The sequence below is a fragment of the Streptomyces sp. NPDC025651 genome, assembly GCF_055558735.1.
In genome coordinates, this window is sequence record NZ_JBVHLZ010000016.1 from 13,416 (window position 1) to 32,577 (window position 19,162).

Sequence of the window (19,162 nt, forward strand, 5' to 3'; positions counted from 1 at the left end):
TCGACGGAAGGAACCATCATGACCAGCGACAAGTCCCAGGCCCAGGAGCCCTTCTCGGTACGACTGCGCTCCGTCGGCGCGGTGGACGAGGAGACCCTGGCGTACGCACGCGCGAAGATCGACGCGGTCGTGGGCCGAGCCGAACTCCCGTACCTCATTGGGGAGGTGCGGGTCACGAAGGCGGCCGCCCGGCACACGGATCGCCCGTGGTCCGCAGTGGCCGAAGTGCACGTCGGCCACCGCCGGGTGGTCGTCCACGCCGAAGCGGCCACCGGCCGGGAAGTCGTCGACCAGCTCCAGGACCGGCTGCGCCGCAGGACGGACCAGGCGGTACACGCCCGGGACCACGGCCACCGGGCGACGGCCCCGCCGTGGCGCGCCGGCAGCCCGCCCACAGCGGAGCGACGCCCGCCCGCCCGCGAACGCGACCGCGGAGACGTGTGATGGCGAAGGCGCATCTCGTGGGCAGCGGCATCGCGGCATTGGCGGCCGCCGCGTTCCTGATCCGAGACGGCGGTTTCGTGGGATCGGACATCCAACTCTTCGAACAGCAGAGGAAGATCGGCGGAAGTCTCGATGCGGGCGGTACGGCACGGGCCGGCTACCACATGCGGGCCGGGCTGATGTTCGATGCGGAGTACCGCTGCACGTACGACCTGCTGTCCGGTATTCCCTCGCTCGACGACTCTTCGGTCTCGGTCACGCGGGAAATCCTCGCCGAACACGAGGAGTTCGCCTGGGACGACGTCTCGCGTCTGGTCGACGGGAAGGGAAGGATCGTCGACACGAGCTCGATGGGGTTCTCCGAACGGGACCACCTGGAACTCGTCCGCTGTCTCACGGCCCCCGAGCGGCACTGGGACGACAGGCGGATCACCGACTGCTTCGGCCACCACTTCTTCACCACGAACTTCTGGTTCATGTGGTGCACCACGTTCGGCTTCCGGCCCTGGCACAGCGCGAGCGAGTTCCACCGCTGCCTCAGGCGCTTCCTGCACCTCTTCTCCGGCCTCTCGACCCTGTCGGGCATCCACCGAACCCGTTACAACCAGCACGACTCCATCGTGCGACCGCTGACCGCCTGGCTCCATGCACAGGGCGTGACCGTCCACACCGGCTGCCATGTCAGCGACCTCGGGTTCGCGCCCGGGCACCGATCCACCATCGTCGACCGCATCCACCTGTACCGCGGCGGCCGCGAGGAGCACATCGAGGTGACGCCGCAGGACCTGGTCCTGGTGACCAACGGCTCCATGACCGACGGCACCAGCTTCGGCTCGCACACTGCCGCGCCGCGCCCCTCCCGCGGGCGCTCGGACGCCTGGCTGCTCTGGCACCGACTCGCCGCGGGGCGTACCGACTTCGGTGATCCGGCCACCTTCGACCGGCACGTCAGCGAGTCACGGTGGGAGTCGTTCACCGTCACCACCGAGGACCCGGGATTCCTCGACGCGCTCCGGGCGTTCAGCGGACAGGAGACCGGCAGGGGCGGACTGATGACCTTCACCGAATCCAACTGGCTGCTCACCATCGCCGCGGACCGCCAGCCCGTCTACCCCGACCAGCCCAAGGGGGTCTCGGTCTGGTGGGGCTACGGCCTGTTTCCCGGCAGAGCGGGCAACACCACCGTGAAGCCGATGACGATGTGCTCCGGTCGGGAGATCCTCCAGGAGGTCCTGCACCACCTGCGGCTCGACGTGCCGACGAGGAGTCGCGTCCTTGAGACCTCCACTGTCGTGCCTTGCCTCATGCCGTACGCCACCAGTCAGTTCCTGGTCCGACGCCGGGGCGACCGCCCCGATGTCGTGCCCGAAGGATCGGTGAACCTCGCCTTCATCGGGCAGTTCGCGGAGGTGCCCGACGACGTCGCCTTCACCGTCGAGTACTCCGTGCGTACGGCCTGGACCGCTGTGGCCCAACTCCTCGGACTCCGCAAGCAGCCGCCCGCGGTCTTCAAAGGCCACCATGATCCCCATGTGCTGCTGAGTGCCCTGGGAACCATGCGTCACCGGTAGTGCGCGCGACGGTCCCGCGGGACCGGTCGGCTGTTGGGCGGCGCTGGGCGACGTCCAGGACATCGCTGACGGGGCGGAGCCGGGTCGTCGGACGCTGCGGGCCGTACCCGAGGCGCAGCACCATCTTCACGAGGGTGGCCCGGAGCAGCACACGTTGCATCGCCTGCCCCGCGTGCAGCCAGTCCCGCGGCCGGTCCTCCTCCGTCCCCGGCAAGGCCAGGTGCGGGTTCCGCTCGAAGGCGGTGGTATCGCGACCGGCCACCGTCCTGCGACCCGCGAAGTCCCGTACCTGCGCGGCACCTTCCCGTTTCCGAGGTCCGAAGGCGTACTCGTGCACGCCCTCGGTGGCCGTGTCCGCCTCGGCTCCGAGACGCGTCCAGTGCGCTACCTCCTTCTGCCGGGCGGCGTCCACGAGAGCAGTCCGTACAGGTTCGGGTATGTCGGTTTCGGCGAACGGCGAACGGCGAACGGCGAACGGCGAACGGCCGGCGGCTGGTGCGCCGTTGCCGAGATGCCGGATACAACTCCACCAGTTCGCCGGATGCTTCGCCTTGGACAGGGTCGTTGAGGTGGACGGCGGCGAGTAGTTCGGGGTCGGCTCACGGCATGGTACGCGCCATGCCGGCGCGGAGTTCCGGGGCCGGGTGCCGTGCAGGAAGCTGGACCTCCATGGCTGCGCTCTGCCTCGGTACGCCTCGCCCCGGGGTCGATATCAGGCCGGTCCAGTACATCCGTGCGGCTACGAGCGAGATCGTTCCTGCATCATGTATCCGACGGCGCAGCGGGGTGAGGGGAGCAGAGCATGGAGCCGAGCGCACGTGACCCGCAGGATCCATCGGTCTCCGCTCCCACCCGGATGCGCCTGGACACGCTGCTGGAGGAACTGCAGGAGCATGTGAGGCGGGTACGTGACACCCAGAACCGGATGCACACGCTCCTCGACGCGGTCCTGGCCATCGGCAGCGATCTGGACCTTGACGTGGTGCTGCGTCAGATCGTGAGATCCGCGGTGCAGTTGGTCGACTGCCAATACGGCGCACTCGGAGTGGTCGGTGACGAAGGCGGCATCAAGCAGTTCATCACCGTCGGCGTGGACGAGGAGACCATCGCCCGCATCGGCCACTATCCGCTGGGCGAGGGCATCCTGGGTCTGCTCATCCGCGAGCCCCACCCGCTGCGGCTGGAGGTCCTGAGCGATCATCCGGACTCCGTCGGTTTCCCGCCCGGGCATCCCCCGATGACGACGTTCCTCGGCACCCCGGTACAGGTCCGCGACCGGATCTTCGGCAATCTGTACCTGACCGAGAAGCGGGACGGGCGGCCGTTCGACGCCGAGGACGAAGCCGTGCTGCGCACGCTCGGGGCCGCGGCCGGTGTGGCGATCGACAACGCCCGGCTCTACGACGACGCCCGCCGCCGCGAGAGGTGGCTGGCGGCGAGCAGCGAGTTGACCCGCACCCTGCTGTCGGGCACCGATCCCGCAGAGGTACTGCACTCCTTCACCGCCACGGTCCGCGAGCTGGCTGCCGCGGACCTGGTCACCCTGGCGGTACCCGTCAGCAACGCCGGAAGCCTGGTCATCGAGACCGCGGCCGGACACGGCGCGGATCAGGTCCGGGGACTGGCCCTGCCGGAAGGCACCAGCCTTGCGGCGAAGGTGTTCGACTCGGGGGAGACGATCGTCAGCACGTGTCTCGGTCAGGATTCGCGGGCAGCGGCGGAGAACGCCTCGGGGCCGGACCTGGGACCAGCGTTCCTGATCCCGCTGGGCACACACGACCGCGTCCGCGGTGTCCTCCAAGTCGCCAACCATCAGGGCCACGTCCCCTTTCCCGAGGCCACCGTCGAGATGATCTCCGGATTCTCCGACCATGCCGCACTCGCCCTGGAGATCGCCGAGCATCGCCGCGACGCAGAACAGCAACTCGTCCTCAACGACCGCGACCGCATCGCCCGCGATCTGCACGACCTGGCCATCCAGCGGCTGTTCGCCAGCGGGCTCAGCCTGCAGTCGGTCCTCAACCGCCTGTCGGACCGGCCTGAAGTGGCCCAGCGCGTCCAGCGAGTGGTGGACGACCTGGACGACACGATCAAGGTCGTTCGCTCCACCATCTACTCCCTGAGGGAGCGCGACCGATCAGATGCCACCGGCCTGCGCGCCCGACTCGTTGCCGAGGCGGGTCAGGCGGCGGAGACGCTCCGTTTCCCTCCGGCCTTGCGCATGAGTGGCCTGCTGGACACCCATGTGCCCGACGACCATGGCGAGCAGCTGCTCGCCGTGGTGCGCGAGGCCCTGTCCAACGTCGCCCGCCACGCCCATGCCACCGCCCTGGAACTCACGGTCGAGGCCACCGGTTCCCTTCTGCGCCTGCACGTGGCCGACAATGGCCGCGGCGTCGCTCCGGACACCACTCGCCGCAGTGGCCTGGACAACATCCGCGCTCGCGCCGAACGTCTTGGTGGAACCTTCGCCCTGACACCGAATCAGCCCACCGGCACCATCCTGGAGTGGATGGTTCCGCTCCCGGCCGACATGTCGTGAGCAGTGGCGCCGTGACCTGTGGCGTCTCAGGGCCGTTTCATAAGTGCAGCCGATATGAAGCAGGCGCTGAGATCATGAAGTGGAGCGCGAGACCCTACAGCTGATGTGGGATCCGGGGCGTCGGCCTGTGGCGCAGTGCTGACCTCGGTCGGCTCTCTCTGTCTCGCCGCCCGGCCGCTCAGATCAGTCTCACGCTACTGGCAGATCTCCAACCGGTGTGGTGCTTCTGGGGTGCGCTTCGTTGGAGTTGCCCGGTGGCTGGGAAGCCGACCAGAAAGGGCCGTGTGCCGCGGAGGCGGGGTGCCCGGCGCGGAGGGGATCGGGAACACTCGGGGCGGTGGCCGTCAAGGTTCGTCTCTACGTCGACCGGAGGTAAGTCCTGTGCGGTTCCTGGTGTGTTCAGAGAGCGACCTCGTGGCCTGTGTGGCATTGAACCGTCTGCTGCCCGCGCTCGAGAATCACACCGTGGCCGTCACACTCCTGCGATATCCCCCCGTCGACGTGGCATCGGGGAGTCCGCTGGATCGGCTTGACTGGTTCTTGCGGGGACTTGCCCGAGAACGGGATCTTCCCGGCGGTGGACCACTTGGACAGCCCACCGGGGGAGCTGATGACGTTTGCCTGGGCCCGTCCGTCCCGCAGGCTCGGCATTCCGTTCCATGAGATCGACAGCATCAACACCGGCCCGGTGGCCGCGAGCGACGACTTTCCGGCGGATCCGGCACGCTCGCTGTTCTGGCACTTGCCGCCCCTGTACGTGCTGGGTGCCGAGCTGTTCCTGCAGGTGCTGCCGGGCCTGGCCAGGAGGGGCAGGCTCCCGTCACGGCGGCAGGACGCCACGCGCCGTCGCTACCACGGTCGGCCCACGGCGCAGGAGGCTCTCGCTTTCGGACAGCGAGGCTTTCGGGTCCTCGCCGAGCGGGATTACGGGGAAGTCATCCGCCGCTTCGGAGTGAACCGGCCCCTGCCCGTAGATGACACCAGCGGTGGCCCTCGGCCCGGCCGGGGGCGGGCTTGCGATAACCAGGTCGGCGTCGATGTCGGCATCTCTCCGATACAGAGTGCACGTCAACTCCCGTGCGCCGTCGAGGGGTGTGTGCCCGGTCGCGGCGAGCCTGGGGGTGTGCCCGGCGCCGGAGCGGGTGTTGCGGATACTCCGCGGCGGCAGCGAGCGCGCCGGCTCTGTGGTCGGCTCCCGGCCTGCCCTGATCGAGGGGGCGTTGCCCACTGGTCGCCAAGGACAATGTCTTGTACAACGGTCTACGCCTTGACGCCGGTGCACACGCACTCGGCCTGCGTGCACCTCGAAGGGATCGCGCCGGAGGCGATCACTGATGCGAAAGCCCGCGGTTACTTGAGCCGACTGTCGGAAGTGCTCGATACGGTCGCACTGATGGAACCCTTGTCGCGCAGTTCGGCGACATCGCCCTTGTCGTTCCAGATGGCGCGCCTGCTGTTGAAGGAGAACTGGTTCCATGCGGGGCGGGCCTGGTCGGTGTAGACGCGGGTTCACTGTCCGGGCCCCAGGCCGCCACGGCGGGGGAAGGCGAGGTCCTGGTCGGCATCGCCCGCGTTGATGCTCCAGCCCTCCAGCCGGACCGGGACGGCGGACCGGTTGACGATCTCGATGTACTCGTCCGCCTGGGTGCGGGCGGCCTCGCCCTGGTGGCGGACGGTGCGGATGGCGACATCGCGCCGGTCCTTGCGTACGAGCATGGCGCGCAGCTCGCCCGTGGTGGTCCGGCCCTCGGGGCGGAAGAGCACGTTGGGCGGCTCGTCGTCTTCGGCCGGGAAGCCGCAGAGCACCAGGGTGTAGGGGTGCCGTCGAGGCGGAGACGGAAGTCCGCCTGCTGACCGTCCTGGACTGCTAAACGGACGGTCAGCTCCAGCGGGGTCTGGAGGATGCCCGCGCCCTGCATCCCTGAGGGTGCATCGCCCAGCGGCTTCCACGTCGCGGAGGTTGTCACAGCGACCATCAATTTCCCCTCCCCTAAGTGTCAAGGGTGCGCAAAATGCCAAGGATGCGCACGAGGAAGCCCACTCAACGTACTCATGCCGGTGCGTTGCGCCAGGGTGGAGCTGCCTCTGCATCGCCTCAACGGCCCCCAGGCCACGGCCCATTCGCCGAGGCTCGGCTGCACGGTCTTCGGCGGCCTGCCCGTCGACATGCGCCAATGCACCGTCCAGCCCCGCAACTGTCTTGCTGGCGTGGCTACGTTGAGGACGCCTCACGTCCCCATCCGCTTCTCGGAAGGGGAAACACCGATGGCAACTGTGGAAACAGCCGGCACGTGGAACGTGAAGGAGAACTACGGCGGGGCGTTCACTCGGGCCTACCCCGATCACCGGGGCGGCGGCACCGGACGCTTCTCCTGGGGGAACCCCGACGGTCAGGGCAGGGAAACCGGCATCACCTTCGCAGGCAATACGGGCGAGGTATCCCTGGACGGATTCGAGTTCACGCTCGGCACCGTCACGTACGACAACTACCTGTTGGGAGACCTCAAGCAACGCTACTTCTACAGCACCACCCTGGAACTGCGGGTGCAGCTGGCGGTGGACAACGGTCCCACGACGGAGATCGTGTTCGAGTGCTGCCTCCAGCTCATGGGCGACCAGGCGGGCAGCGATCCGGACGTGCTGAGCTTCCCGTGGCTGGGCCAGGGAAGCATCACAGTCGACGGCGTGGAGTACGCGGTGGCAGTCGTCGGCTTCGAACAGGAAACCGGCCCGCACCGGGCGCGCGCAGGACGACGAGTACGCCGAGATCGTCAACCGCGGGGCCGCGATGGCGCCGGTCGGCCGCTGGGTCCTCAACGCCGGTGACAGCAGCCAGAACTACACCCGCCCGCCTCCCCGCGCCCCGGTGCACACCCGGGAGACCATCGGCGGCCAGCACGCCCTCGACCAGGCTTCACCCGTTGCGCACGCAGGCTCTCCGCCAATCGATCACCCCACGCCGATGCCGGAGAGATCCAAGTCCCCCAGGCCGCCTGCGCGCCGGCAGCCGTCCCTGCGCGCGTCAGCGACTCGGCGGCTTCAGCCGGGGCGGTGAACGTGACAGGGGCGGCGTCCGATGCGGACGCCGCCCCTCAATTGACCGACCGGGGGGCTACTTGACGTTGACGCCGGTCCAGGCGGCGGCCACGCGCTTGTACTCGGTGGAATTCGCGCCGTACAGGTCCTTCGCGGCGCTCAGCGTGCCCTTGCGGGCCGCCTTGTAGTCGGTGGTCGACGTGAAGTACGTCGTCAGGGCCTTGAACCAGATCTTCTCGGCCTTGCCGCGTCCGATGCCAAGGACCTTGGAACCGTCGGCGGTCGGCGAGTTGTAGTCGACGCCGTTGATCCGCTTCTTGCCGCTGCCCTCGGACAGCAGGTAGAAGAAGTGGTTGGCGATGCCCGAGGAGTAGTGGACGTCGACGTTGCCGGCGTTGGCGGTCCACTTGTCCAGGGAGGCGCCGTCCTTGGAGGGCTTGTCCATGTAGCGCAGCGGGGTGCCGTCGCCGTTGATGTCGATCTTCTCGCCGACGAGGTAGTCGCCGACGTCCTTCGGGTTCTTGGCCTTGAACTCCACGGCGGCGGCGAAGATGTCCGAGGTGGCCTCGTTGAGGCCGCCGGACTCGCCGCTGTACTCCATGTTGCCGGTGGCCGAGGTGACGCCGTGCGTCATCTCGTGGGCCGCGACGTCGATGGAGGTGAGGGGCTTCTTGTTGCCCTCACCGTCGCCGTACGTCATGCAGAAGCAGCTGTCGTCCCAGAAGGCGTTGACGTAGTTGTTGCTGAAGTGGACCCGCGAGGTCGCACCCTTGCCGTCACCGTTGATCCCGCTGCGGCCGTGCACCGACTTGTAGTAGTCCCAGGTGAGCTGGGCACCGTAGGCGGCGTCGACGGCGGCGGTCTGCACGTTCGTCGGCTTGCCGTTGCCCCAGATGTCGTTGGCGTCCTTGAACAGCTTGCCGGAGCCGCTCTCCGCGTGCTTCATGTCGAAGGTGCGGTGGCCGCCGCGGGCCTTGTCGGTCAACTCGTAGCCGCTCGTGCCCTTCTTGGAGCCGACCGTGACCTTGCCGCTGTACTGGCTGTTGCCCGTGCCGTTCTCGATGGCCTGGTACTGGTACAGCTTCTTCCCGGTCGCGGCGTCCGTGATGACGTGGAGCCTGCTGGGCGTGCCGTCCTTCTGCACACCGGTGACGACCGTCTCGTACGCGAGGACGGGCTTGCCGGAGGCGGCCCAGATCACCTTGCGCGGAGCCTGCGCGTCGGCCTTGGCGGTCTTCGCCTTGGCGGCGGTCGACTCGGCCGACTTGGCGACGGAGGACTTGCCGAGCTTCGCGTCGGTGGAGGCGACCTTCACCGTGGCCTCGGTCGCCTTGGTGACGCCCTTCAGTTCACCGCTCCTGGCGGTGTGCACGACGAGGTCGCCGCCGAGGACGGGCAGACCTTCGTAGGTGCGCTCGTAGCGGGTGTGCGTGGTGCCGTCGGCGTCCTTGACGACGTCACGGACAATCAGCTTCTCCTTGGCGCCGAGGCCGATGCGCTCGGCGGTCGCCGATCTCTCGGCACTCGCGTCCTGGAGGAGGTCCGCACGGGCCGACACCGAGAGGGCGACGGGAGAGCCGGACGGCGCGTTGTCCTTGTCCGGCTGGGCGGAGGCGCCGGTGGTCAGTCCGGCGGTGAGCAGCGCTCCGGCGGCGACAGCGGTGGCGATCGCGAGCGTGGAACGCTTACGGGATATGTCAGAGGTCACGCGGGCTCCATCTGTGGGGGTCCGGGAGGCATGGAGGGCCGCCCGGAGCAGAAAAAGGACGCGATGCGGGTGTGCGGCGTGGTGCCGTACGTGCAGCGTGTTGCGGGGAAGAGTGTCATTTCAACCAGGTACATGTCAGCATTTTGGCTGGATGTTGGCCGGATGTAGTCCGTTGAGTGATGGTCGACATACGCAATGCGAACACGTCATGAACGCGGGCCGCCTCGTCAACACGCCCTGCACGGTGCGGAGTTGGTCGTCCGCTGTGGCGATTCGCCTCGGTGAGGGCGCTGCCCAGCGCGGCCCTGCGCGGTCCTGAGTGCTGGTGGGCATGAAGATTTCTGGTCACGAAGCAGCGGCTCGACCTTGGGGGCAACGCGCCCGTCCGTCACCGCGATCCGCTGTGCGTCATGGCGTTTCCCGAGGTTTCCCGAAGTTTCCCGAGGGTGGATGCGAGTGCGTCGATGACCTGCCGGGCGACGATGACGAATCGGTCGTTGGCGATGTCCGGGGAGGCGCGCCTGGGGATCGGCTTCTGCGCCAGCGAGCGCCCTTCGGCGCCGCGGCTTTCCCGTGGTCGCCTCGAAGCCGCCCGGCACCGAAGCTTCCTGACGGCCTTCCTGCCGGCTCTGGAGAGCCGCCCCGCTCACCGGATCCGTTCACCGGACCCGCTAGGCGGAGGCGGTCGCGCGAAAGCGCGCGCGGTACACCGCGGGCGGTGCCCCGAGCACGCGCAGGAACACCCTTCGCATCGTCTCGGCCGTGCCGAACCCGCAGGCGCGGGCGATGGGGCTCACACCGGCGTCACAGGATTCGAGCATCGCCTGCGCCGCCTCCACGCGGACGCGTTCCACGTACTGCCCCGGGGTGCCGCCGACTTCGCGGCGGAAGAGCCGGGTGAGGTGGCGTTCACTGACGGCGAGCCGCTCGGCCATGGCGGCGAGGGTGTGGTTCCCGCCGGGGTCGGCCACCACGGCGTCCAGCACGCGCCGCAGCCCGGCGTTGCGGGGCGGGGTCACCGCGCTGCGCACGCTGAACTGCGACTGGCCGCCGGGGCGCTGGAGGAAGACGACGAGATGCTTGGCCGCGGTACGCGCCACCTCGGGTCCGTGGTCCTCCTCGACCAGCGCGAGCGCCAGGTCGATGCCCGCCGTCACCCCGGCGGAGGTGATGACGGACCCGTCACGTACGTAGATGGCGTCGGGCTCCACCCGCACCCGCGGGAAGCGCCGCGCCAGCGTTTCGCACTCGGCCCAGTGCGTCGTGGCCCGCCTGCCGTCGAGCAGCCCGGCCTCCGCGAGGAGATACGCGCCGGTGCAGGCGGACGTCGTACGCCGCGCGCCCGCGCCGAGGCGCCGTACGTGCGCGATCAACTCCGTTGGATGTCCATGGCCGTTCACCGTCGGATAGCCCGGCACCATCACCGTGTCCACGGTCCCGGGAACGTCCTCCACCGCCAGTTCGACCCCCAGCGGTATCCCCGTGTCGCTCACCACCGTTCGCCCGCGGGGCGAGGCGAGCCGGACCCGGTAGCCGGTCCCGTGCAGCACCTGCACCGGACCGGCCACATCGAGCAGCACCACGCCGTCGCCGACGACCACGACCACATCGCCCTCGGTCTTCATGATCCTCAGTCTCGGCGCCCGGCCGACAGGTCTTCAAGGACGAGCAGCCCACACATCCGGACATCCCCTTCCAGGCGCCTCAGGACCGAGGGGACAGTCATCTGGCCCGCGTTCCACGAATCGGAACCGGCGCACTCCTGATGGACCCCGACCGACCCGAGGAGCACACGACATGCAGCGCCGACACCTTCTCCGCACGGGCGCCGTGGCCACGGCCACGGCCGCGCTGGGCCTCGGCACCTCCGCTGCCTCCGCAGCCACCCCCGCCGCCGAGCCGCGGCGCGAACGCACTCGCGAACTGCGCGTGCACACGGTCCTGTTCGACGACGTCGAGGAGCAGGACTTCGCGGGCCCCATCGAGGTGCTCGGCATCGTCGCGGACGCCGGCAAGCGCCGGATCAAGCAGAGCTTCGTCACCGCCGACGGCCCCCGCACGGTACGGACCTCGGCCGGCATGTACATCGACGTACGCGACCCCTGGGCCCCGGAGGGCGCGGACGTCCTGCTGGTGCCGGGCGGGGGTTACGGGAAGGGGTCCGGGGTCGACGACGAGATCAAGCGCGGCGTACTGCCGCGCGCACTGGCCGAGGCCGAGCGGCCCGGCCTGATCATGGGCGGGATCTGCACCGGCGTCATGGTCCTGTCGGCGGCGAAGATCACCCGCGGCCGCCCGTGCACGACGCACTTCGCGGCCCGCGACGACCTCGCCGAGCAGGGCGGAAAGCTCACGTACGGGCGCGTGGTGGACGACGGGGACCTGATCACCTGCGGCGGCGTCACCTCGGGCCTCGACCTGGCCCTCTGGCTCGCCGAACGCCTCTACGGCCCGCAGACCGCGCTGCTCGCCGAGATGATCCTGGAGTACGAACGCCGGGGCACCGTCTGGCGCGCGAAGAGCTGACCGCGGCGACCACGAACGACGCAGGACCCCGTCGCCGACGCGGTGGGGCCCTGTGCCGCGGGGGTCCTGGGGAGAAGGGACCGACGGGTGACAGGTCCGACCGGGTTCAGGGCGTGTGGGGCTGAGCCGGCGTCATCGCGGGGCCCGAGCCGTCCTGGTGCTCATGCGCGGCAGTCCGTGGCGGTTGCGCATTGGGACGTCCTCGGCCTGCGGCGAGGCTCCATGCGTCGACGTCCTGATAGCGCCGCGGGCCTGGGTGGCCTCTTACCGTGCTGCCGACCAGGTGGAGGCGCTCGGTCCGCCAAGGGCGTCCGGTGAAGCCGTCGAGGCAGGCGGCCGCCGCCGTCACGGAGGCGTTGGCGTAGCGGCGGGCGCGGGCCAGCGTGAGGTGGGGACGCAGGGGACGTTCGGCGAAGGCGACGTCGCAGTCCCTGACCCGCGCCCGTACCGCCTCGGCCAGCTCGTGCAGTCCGTCGAGATCGCCCTCGACGCCGCTCCACAGCACTCGCTCGTCGAAGTGTCCGCCACCGATGAGCAGCAGTTCGAGAGCGGGGCGGGCAGCCGCCAGGTCGGCGAGGGGCGCACGAAGCCGCTGGACGGTCGGCACCGGCAGCTCGCCCAGGAAGGCCAGGGTGATGTGCCAGTCCTCGATGCGGTTCCAGCGCAGGTCGGGACAGGCGGCGTAGGCCGGGCTCAGCGCGTGCGCCAGCTCGTTCTTCGCAGGGTCGGGCGGCGCGAGGGCGATGAACGCGTGCTGGGTGGCGGGCTGGGGCGGTTCGGTCACGGAAGTCTTCTTACCTCATGCGTCCGCGGGGCCGACGCCTGACTGTCCGCCGCGTACTCCTGGTCGCCCCTGCCGCACGCCCCCGGCTCGAACCCGGCAACAAAGGACCGTCAGGCCTTCACCGCCGCCACCTCTGCTCACACGGGCGGCGATCGGCGGGAGCTTCAGGCCCGTTTCCCCGTCCTGCTGTGCCCCGGAAACCACGACTCCCGACCGGAGTTCCGTGAAGTGCTGCTCGGCGGCGCCGCCGAGTCCGCACCCGTCAACGAGGGTCACGACATCGGCGGCGTACGGATCCTCATGTGCGACTCCTCGATCCCCGGGCACCTCCTGCGGACGCACGGAGACCGGCGGTTCACCTGTGCTCGAGCGGAGGTGAACCGGCCGTCGAGCCATGGCCCGGGGCGGCGATCGGGCACCCCGGGCCATGGCCGTTGGGGCAACGCTCCTCGTTTTCCGGCCCCTGGTCGAAGGGAGGAAGGGCCGCCGCCCAGCCGACAGGCGGCCGCCACAGCCCGTGTACGGGCCCTCGCCGGCAGTGTCGGAGGGAGGCAGGTGGCGTAGGACGGGCAGGCGCCGGCTCCCGGCGCGGGGGCATTTTTTACGGGGCGGTCGGCGGGCGAGCGCCGTCGGTGGGGCAGCGGCAGCTGCCCCGTGGAAGAGACCTTCTGGATCTGGTCGACGGTCCGACGCGTGGGGTGGAGTGGTGGCCGTAACCACCTCGCGAACAGGGACGACATGCACAGTCACGAACGGCCTGAGCAGGACCGGGACGACCTCCCGGCGCCGGGTGACGCGCTGCCCGGCAGCGCGCCATGGGTGCGCCGGGTGCTGGCGGCGGGCTGGGGCGAGCCCTGGGCGGGGTTGCCCGTCCGCCCGTTCTCGGCCGACGGGGCCGCGCCGCTCACCCACACCGCCGGCCTGTGGCACGTGGACCTGCCCGGCAACGGCCATGTCCTCAAGGTGCAGTTGAACCCCGACGCCGCCCGGCAGCGCCGCTTCTACCCGCTCAAAGAGCGGATCGCGGCGCACTGCCGGAACCTGGGCGTGCCCGTCCCGGAGGCCGTGCCCGCGCTGAACGGCGCCACCAGCGTGTGGTGCCAGGGCCTGGTCTGCGAGCTCAACCCCCGCCTGGACGGCTCCTCCGCCGTGTGGTTCACCGCCGCCCAGGCCCAGCAGGTGGTACGCGCCGGGCTGGATCTGCGTACCGCCCTTGACCGGTTGCCGTCACCGGTGGCACGGGAGCTGGCGCGGATTCCGCTGCCCCGGCTGGTCGACGAGGAGCACTGGCCGACGGCCCTCAAGGACGCCGAGGAACGGCTGCTCCCGCTGGCCGAGCAGGGCGAGGACGACTGGCGCCGTGCGGCGGCCACGGCGCTGCGCGAGACGGTCGCGGGCGGGCACCTGCTGCGTCACACCGGTGTCCCCGCCGTCGGGGAGCCCGTCGCCAGGCCCGCGGTCGTCCACAGCGACCTGCATTATCACCACTTCCTGCTCACCGACGACGGCCCCACCGGTGAGCCGCGCGTCCAAGGAGTCCTCGACTTCGACAACGTCCACCTCGGCGACCGGCTCCTGGACCTGGCGTGGCTGGCCGAGGCGGCCGGACGGGTGGCCGACCCCGACCGGCGGCGCCGCTCGCTCGCCGCCTTCCGGAGTGCCGCGACGGCGCGTGGCCTCCTGCGGCCGGGTGAGGAACGGCTGTTGATGCCGCTGCTCATGGCCCACGCGCTCCCCGTGATCGTCGACATCGCCAAGGACATCCTGGAACGGAACATCCTCAGCCCCGTGTGGCTGGGCTACTTCGACCTCCTGTCACCGGCGCGCAGGCTGGAGATCCACCACCTGCTCACCGCTCCGGACGACGCCTCGGCGCCCGCGTCGTGAGGACGTCCGGCTCGCCCCCGTACGGGATCTGACGACTCGTCACCTTCTTCAATCACCTGTGTAACAACCTTCGTTGATCATTCCCTCCCGCACAGAGAGAGTTCCCGCATGACCGCAAAGGAGACCGCGGCGTCGCCGTGGCCGACCGACCTGTCCGCCTACTGCTTCGAGGTCCCCCACTCCGAGGACTCCCTCCTCTTCACCTCCGCCAAGGGCGTCCGCCTGACCGCCGCGGACGGCCGCAGCTACCTGGACGCCATGTCGGGTGTGTTCGTGACCTGCTTCGGCTACGACTGCGGGCCCATCGCCCAGGCCGTCCAACAGCAGCTGCACACCCTGCCGTTCAACCCCCCGCTGCACGGCGCCAACCAAGCCGCGCTCGACCTCGCCCAGGCCCTGGTGGACCTGGCGCCCGACGGCATCACCGCCGCCAAGCTGGTCAACGGCGGCTCGGAGAGCGTCGAGGCCGCCATCCGGCTGGCCCGGCTGTACCACCGCTCGCACGGCAACCCCGACAAGGTCAAGGTGCTCAGCCACTACCACGGCTACCACGGCGCCACTTTCGGCTCGCTGACCCTCACCGGCCGCCCGGACGTCAGCCGCTTCGGCCCCGGCCTGCCCGGCGTCGTCCACGTCTGGCCGCCGGACTGCCTGGAGGAGTTCTGGGGCGTGGAGGCCGACCGGTCCGCCGCGCTGGCCGCCGAGATGATCGAGCGGACCATCGAAGCCGAGGGACCCGACTCGGTGGCCGCCCTGGTCATCGAACCGGTGATCCACCTGCGGGGCATGGCCATCCCCTCGGCCGAGTACCTCACCCGCCTCCGCGAGATCTGCGACCGGCACAACGTCCTGCTCGTCTTCGACGAGATCGTCACCGGCTTCGGCCGCACCGGCCACCCCTTCGCCGCTCAGACCTTCGGCGTCACCCCGGACCTGATGTGCGTCGGCAAGGGCATCTCCGGCGGCTACGCGCCGCTGGCCGCCGTCCTGATCGGCGAGCACGTCGCCGCCATCCTCGGCGACGCCGACGGGCCGCGCTCCTTCGCGCCCTCCCACACCTACGCCGCCAACCCCATGGCCTCGGCGGCGGGCCTGGCCGCGGTGACTCTGTTCAACGACGGCGACTACCTCACCAAGGTGCGGAACCTGTCCCAGTACATCGAGCCCCGGCTGCGACGACTGGTCGAGGGGCGCGGCACCCTGCGCGCCATCGGCCTGCTGTACGGCGCCAAGCTCACCGGCCCCGACGGCGGCAGCGGGCAGGGCCCGATCGGTGAGGAGGTCGCCCGGGCCTGCCTCAGGCGGGGCCTGATCCTGCGCGGCCAGGACGACTGGGTCACGCTGGCCCCCGCGTTCGTGACCACCGAGGCCGAGGCGGACGAAACGCTGCGGATTCTCGGCGAAGCCCTGGACGAGGTCTGCGGGGCGGCCCGATGAGCACGCTGCGCACCCTCGTCGAGGGGCCGGCCACCGCCGCGCTGCCCCGTCTGACCGAGCAGGAGAGCGCCGTGGTACGCCGCGAGCTCGCCGAGCTCGAGGCGGGCGCCTACAGCGGCCCGCTGCTGGAGAGCATGCGCAAACTGGCCGCCGCCGTACCCGAGAGACTCTACGGCGACAGCGCGCGGGTGCTGCTGCGGATGCACGAGATAGCAGGGTCCGGCAACTACCAGAGCAACCTGTCCTCCCTGCCGATCGTGCGGGCCTGCTTCGAGCTGGGCCTGGTGCCCGAGGACGGAACCGCCCCGGCCGAACTCGTCGTCGGGCGCGGGCACATCGCCCCCGCCTTCTACGCCGAGCGCTACGTCCGCGGCGACTTGCCGTTCGCGCCGCTGGCCACCCTCCACCAAGGCGGCCTGACCGGCGTCGTCCACCAGGACCTCGGCTTCACCAACACCATGCGCTACAGCCTGGGGGTCGGCGTGGCCCAGGCCGTCAGCCTGGCGTGGGACCTCGCCCGCCGTGGCGAGGACCGCAAGGTGGTCTGCCTGGCCGGCGACGGCGAGCTGCAAGAAGGCGTGGTCTTCGAGTGCCTGCGCTTCGCCCACGAGGCGGACCTGCACAATCTGATCCTCGTCGTCGACACCAACGACAAGGGCATCGAGCCGCTGCTGAAGCCGCTCAGCCGTGGCTACCTGGCCAGCTACCTCGGCCGGGTCGAGGAAGTCGACGGCCTCGACAGCGCCACCGTCCGCGGCTCCCTGAGCGAACTGCTGGCCGGGCCGACCTCCGCCGCGCTGGTGTGCCGTACCCGCAAGGGTGATCACAGCTTCAAGCCCGCCGCCTCCGCCGCACCGGCCACCAGCTCTCCGGCGAAGGTGTCCTTCGCCAGTACCTCAGGGGCGGCCCTGGCCGCCCATCAGGAGCGCACCGGCCGCGAACTGGCCGTGTTCACCGCCGACATGGCGGCACGCTTCGGGCTGCGCGGCAAGGTCCCGTACACCAACACCGGGCTCGCCGAGACCCTCAGCCTGGGGCTGACCCTGGCCCTGCCCGAGGAGACCGTCAAGGTCGTCGCCACCGACGCGATGTACTACATGGACTCCCTGAGCATGCTCACCGAGGCCACCACCGGCGTCCGCAACCTGCTGGTGCTGGCCGGGCGGAGCTGGGGAGCGTGGGGCGGCGCCCACAACGCCACCAACCTGCTGGGCCAGTTGCTGAACACCCGGGTCTACGAGCCGGTCACCGCGGCCGAGTTCGCCGCCTGCCTGGACCGCCTGCACCAGCACCCGGACACCACCCATGTGATCAGCGCCGTCGACGCCAAGTTCGACCCGCCCGCGGCCGACTGTGCCGCCGACGTGGACGGCGGCACCTGGCTCACCCCGCCCGGCGACGAGCAGCCGCAGGCGGCCGTGGTCACCTTCGGCTACGCCGGGGTCCTCGTCGCCGAGGCCAACCGCGAGCTGGGCATCCCGCATCTGCACTGCGCCGCGCTCGACCCCGACCTGGACAGCGCCACCCTGGCCCGACTCGGGGGCTGCCAACGCCTGCTGACGGTCGAGTACAACGGCGCCCACGGCGGCTTCGGCGAGCGGCTGCGCACCAAGTACCTGCTCCCCGCCCAGGTGCACGGCGTACGCCAGGACATCGCCAACCGCGTGCACGACCGGCAGCTGCGGCTGCACGGCATGAGCCCCGAGCAGCTCGGCGAGCTGCTGCGCGGCCTGGGGGAGTGGCCCGACAGCGCCGAACCCACCGCGGCCGACGGCATCGAGGAGGGCGCGCATGCGACTGCACACGCATGACTACCGCGCCCCGGACACCGACGGCATCGTCGACGGCGCCATCCTGATGCACCGTGAGATGGCCGAGCTGCTGACCCGCCGCCAGCCCGTGACCTGGCACGACCTCACCCAGGGGCCGGACAGCGTCGCCTCCGCAGGGCCGGGCGACGTGGTCTACGCCGGGTCGGGGCCGTACGCCTTCCTCTACCACCTCTGGCGGCAGCGCACCGGCGGCCGGTTCCGGATCGTCCGCGAGGTGCACACCGCGCTGTGGTCGGGCTACTGGGCGCAGGAAGAGCTGTGCGCGCCGCTGGTCCGCCCCGGCGACCTGGCGCTCTTTCCCACCGAGTACACCCGCCGCCTGTACATCCGCCACTTCGCCTCCGTCACCGAGGAGAACGCGGCGGTGGCCTACCCGATGCTGGACCGGCTGCCCCGCAGGGAGCCCGCCCCCGCCCCCGGGCCGGGGCAGCCCCTGCGCATCGGCTACCTCGGTGCGCTCTCGCTGGCCAAGAACTTCGACCAGGTGCTGAACGTGTTCGCCCGCTGCCATCGCGACAGCGGCGGCCGGGCGCGCCTGGTGTGCGCGGGCAAGCCCAACCACCCCCGATGGGAGGCGGACGCGGTGCGGGCGGCCCTGGGGGAGCAGGGCGTTGAGCCCGGCGCCGTCGAACTGCTCGGCATCCTCGGCCAGCACCAGCTCGCCGACTTCTTCGCCCGTGTCGACGTGCTGCTGTTCCCCAGCACGGCCTCCCGGGAGACCTTGGGACGGGTGGTGCTGGAGGCGCTGGCCCACGGCGTTCCCGTGCTGGCCGCCGACATCGGCCCCGCCGTGGAACTGCTGCCCGCCCGCAACCTGGTGCCCACCGAACTCGACACCGTCGGCGAGTTCACCATGAGCCGCGTCGGGCCGCTGGGCCGGGTCGACGAGGACGTACTGGCGGCCAAGCTGCTCGACCGCGACTACGCCCCGGCCGCCCTGCGCAGTGCGGCGCCCTTCCGGGACGAAGCGTTCCTGCGCGCCCTGTCCGGCGACGTGGACGAGCACGCCCTGGCCTACGACACCACGCTGCCCCAGGCCCTGCGCGTGCCCGCCCGCACCGGCTTCGACCCGCAGCGGACCCTGGAGCGGGCCGAGCGGCTGTTCACCGACTTCTTCGGCGGCCGCGACCAGGCCGTGCACCGCGCCCTGGACGCCGGCGCCACGCAGACCGGCCACGGAGGCGCGCAGACCGGCCACGGAGACACGCAGACCGGCCGCGGAGACCAGGACGCCGCGGAACGGGCCGCGCTGCACGACCTGGTGGACCGGCCCGGCCGCAACCTCGCCGACTACCGGGCCTTTCCCCGGCTCTTGGACGCCCTGGTACTGCCGCCGCTGACCTATCGCCTCGCGCCCCGACCGGTGGGCGCGGGCGCCGGAAAGGAATGAGAGAC

The 19,162-nt window shown here is 70.5% G+C and carries 14 protein-coding genes and 1 pseudogene; 11 read left to right on the forward strand and 4 right to left on the reverse strand.

What is annotated here, in order from left to right; translation table 11 throughout:
* The first annotated feature begins 18 nt into the window (after nucleotides 1-18).
* The 4 genes from ACZ4D5_RS38540 (at nucleotide 19) to ACZ4D5_RS38555 (ending at nucleotide 6,058) form a co-directional block, all read left to right on the forward strand.
* Nucleotides 19-444 (forward strand): hypothetical protein, encoded by a 426-nt coding sequence (locus ACZ4D5_RS38540; protein ID WP_467777144.1) that lies wholly within the window; start codon nucleotides 19-21, stop codon nucleotides 442-444.
* Entirely contained in the window at nucleotides 444-2,015 is a 1,572-nt protein-coding gene (locus tag ACZ4D5_RS38545; protein ID WP_467777145.1) for an oleate hydratase, read from the forward strand. The genes ACZ4D5_RS38540 and ACZ4D5_RS38545 overlap by 1 nt, the downstream gene beginning before the upstream one ends.
* Nucleotides 2,016-2,817: 802 nt before the next feature.
* Entirely contained in the window at nucleotides 2,818-4,557 is a 1,740-nt protein-coding gene (locus tag ACZ4D5_RS38550) for a GAF domain-containing sensor histidine kinase (protein WP_467777146.1), read from the forward strand.
* A gap of 1,267 nt (nucleotides 4,558-5,824) precedes the next feature.
* Nucleotides 5,825-6,058, forward strand: a complete 234-nt coding sequence (locus ACZ4D5_RS38555) for a hypothetical protein (RefSeq protein ID WP_467777147.1) — start codon at nucleotides 5,825-5,827, stop codon at nucleotides 6,056-6,058.
* Between the two features lie 8 nt (nucleotides 6,059-6,066).
* On the opposite strand, the gene ACZ4D5_RS38560 is transcribed toward ACZ4D5_RS38555, so the two are convergent.
* Entirely contained in the window at nucleotides 6,067-6,363 is a 297-nt protein-coding gene (locus tag ACZ4D5_RS38560) for a hypothetical protein (RefSeq protein WP_467777148.1), read from the reverse strand.
* Between the two features lie 459 nt (nucleotides 6,364-6,822).
* Here ACZ4D5_RS38560 and ACZ4D5_RS38565 point away from each other — a divergent pair, with 459 nt between their 5' ends.
* On the forward strand, nucleotides 6,823-7,383 hold the full coding sequence (locus tag ACZ4D5_RS38565) for a choice-of-anchor K domain-containing protein (RefSeq protein ID WP_467777149.1): 561 nt from the start codon (nucleotides 6,823-6,825) through the stop codon (nucleotides 7,381-7,383).
* 286 nt (nucleotides 7,384-7,669) lie between these two features.
* Here ACZ4D5_RS38565 and ACZ4D5_RS38570 read toward each other — a convergent pair whose 3' ends face one another.
* Both ACZ4D5_RS38570 and ACZ4D5_RS38575 read right to left on the reverse strand, forming a co-directional pair.
* Nucleotides 7,670-9,301, reverse strand: a complete 1,632-nt coding sequence (locus ACZ4D5_RS38570) for a M4 family metallopeptidase (RefSeq protein WP_467777150.1) — start codon at nucleotides 9,299-9,301, stop codon at nucleotides 7,670-7,672.
* 671 nt (nucleotides 9,302-9,972) lie between these two features.
* Entirely contained in the window at nucleotides 9,973-10,926 is a 954-nt protein-coding gene (locus tag ACZ4D5_RS38575) for a GlxA family transcriptional regulator (RefSeq protein WP_467777151.1), read from the reverse strand.
* A 172-nt stretch (nucleotides 10,927-11,098) separates the two neighbouring features.
* Here ACZ4D5_RS38575 and ACZ4D5_RS38580 point away from each other — a divergent pair, with 172 nt between their 5' ends.
* A complete protein-coding gene (locus tag ACZ4D5_RS38580) occupies nucleotides 11,099-11,827 on the forward strand; it encodes a DJ-1/PfpI family protein (protein WP_467777152.1) in 729 nt (242 codons plus the stop codon).
* A gap of 106 nt (nucleotides 11,828-11,933) precedes the next feature.
* Here the strand turns inward: ACZ4D5_RS38580 and thpR are convergent, their stop codons facing one another.
* A complete protein-coding gene (thpR, locus tag ACZ4D5_RS38585) occupies nucleotides 11,934-12,611 on the reverse strand; it encodes an RNA 2',3'-cyclic phosphodiesterase (protein ID WP_467777153.1) in 678 nt (225 codons plus the stop codon).
* A 156-nt stretch (nucleotides 12,612-12,767) separates the two neighbouring features.
* Here thpR and ACZ4D5_RS38590 point away from each other — a divergent pair.
* From ACZ4D5_RS38590 to ACZ4D5_RS38610, 5 genes and pseudogenes are all read left to right on the forward strand, one after another.
* A pseudogene (locus tag ACZ4D5_RS38590) lies at nucleotides 12,768-12,935 on the forward strand (phosphodiesterase); the annotation flags it as partial.
* Between the two features lie 414 nt (nucleotides 12,936-13,349).
* Complete coding sequence (locus tag ACZ4D5_RS38595) at nucleotides 13,350-14,498, forward strand: phosphotransferase (protein WP_467777154.1); 1,149 nt, start codon at nucleotides 13,350-13,352, stop codon at nucleotides 14,496-14,498.
* A gap of 108 nt (nucleotides 14,499-14,606) precedes the next feature.
* A complete protein-coding gene (locus tag ACZ4D5_RS38600) occupies nucleotides 14,607-15,935 on the forward strand; it encodes an aminotransferase family protein (protein ID WP_467777155.1) in 1,329 nt (442 codons plus the stop codon).
* Nucleotides 15,932-17,746, forward strand: a complete 1,815-nt coding sequence (locus ACZ4D5_RS38605; RefSeq protein ID WP_467777156.1) for a 1-deoxy-D-xylulose-5-phosphate synthase N-terminal domain-containing protein — start codon at nucleotides 15,932-15,934, stop codon at nucleotides 17,744-17,746. Before ACZ4D5_RS38600 ends, ACZ4D5_RS38605 begins: the two co-directional genes overlap by 4 nt.
* A complete protein-coding gene (locus ACZ4D5_RS38610) occupies nucleotides 17,727-19,157 on the forward strand; it encodes a glycosyltransferase (protein WP_467777157.1) in 1,431 nt (476 codons plus the stop codon). Before ACZ4D5_RS38605 ends, ACZ4D5_RS38610 begins: the two co-directional genes overlap by 20 nt.
* Nucleotides 19,158-19,162: the final 5 nt, after the last annotated feature.

Coding starts and splice junctions, on each gene's coding strand:
- ACZ4D5_RS38600 (WP_467777155.1), top strand. CDS start 14,607: ATGACCGCAAAGGAGACCGCGGCGTCGCCGTGGCCGACCGACCTGTCC.
- ACZ4D5_RS38540 (WP_467777144.1), top strand. CDS start 19: ATGACCAGCGACAAGTCCCAGGCCCAGGAGCCCTTCTCGGTACGACTG.
- ACZ4D5_RS38575 (WP_467777151.1), bottom strand. CDS start 10,926: ATGAAGACCGAGGGCGATGTGGTCGTGGTCGTCGGCGACGGCGTGGTG.
- ACZ4D5_RS38580 (WP_467777152.1), top strand. CDS start 11,099: ATGCAGCGCCGACACCTTCTCCGCACGGGCGCCGTGGCCACGGCCACG.
- ACZ4D5_RS38595 (WP_467777154.1), top strand. CDS start 13,350: ATGCACAGTCACGAACGGCCTGAGCAGGACCGGGACGACCTCCCGGCG.
- ACZ4D5_RS38545 (WP_467777145.1), top strand. CDS start 444: ATGGCGAAGGCGCATCTCGTGGGCAGCGGCATCGCGGCATTGGCGGCC.
- ACZ4D5_RS38550 (WP_467777146.1), top strand. CDS start 2,818: ATGGAGCCGAGCGCACGTGACCCGCAGGATCCATCGGTCTCCGCTCCC.
- ACZ4D5_RS38605 (WP_467777156.1), top strand. CDS start 15,932: ATGAGCACGCTGCGCACCCTCGTCGAGGGGCCGGCCACCGCCGCGCTG.
- ACZ4D5_RS38565 (WP_467777149.1), top strand. CDS start 6,823: ATGGCAACTGTGGAAACAGCCGGCACGTGGAACGTGAAGGAGAACTAC.
- ACZ4D5_RS38610 (WP_467777157.1), top strand. CDS start 17,727: ATGCGACTGCACACGCATGACTACCGCGCCCCGGACACCGACGGCATC.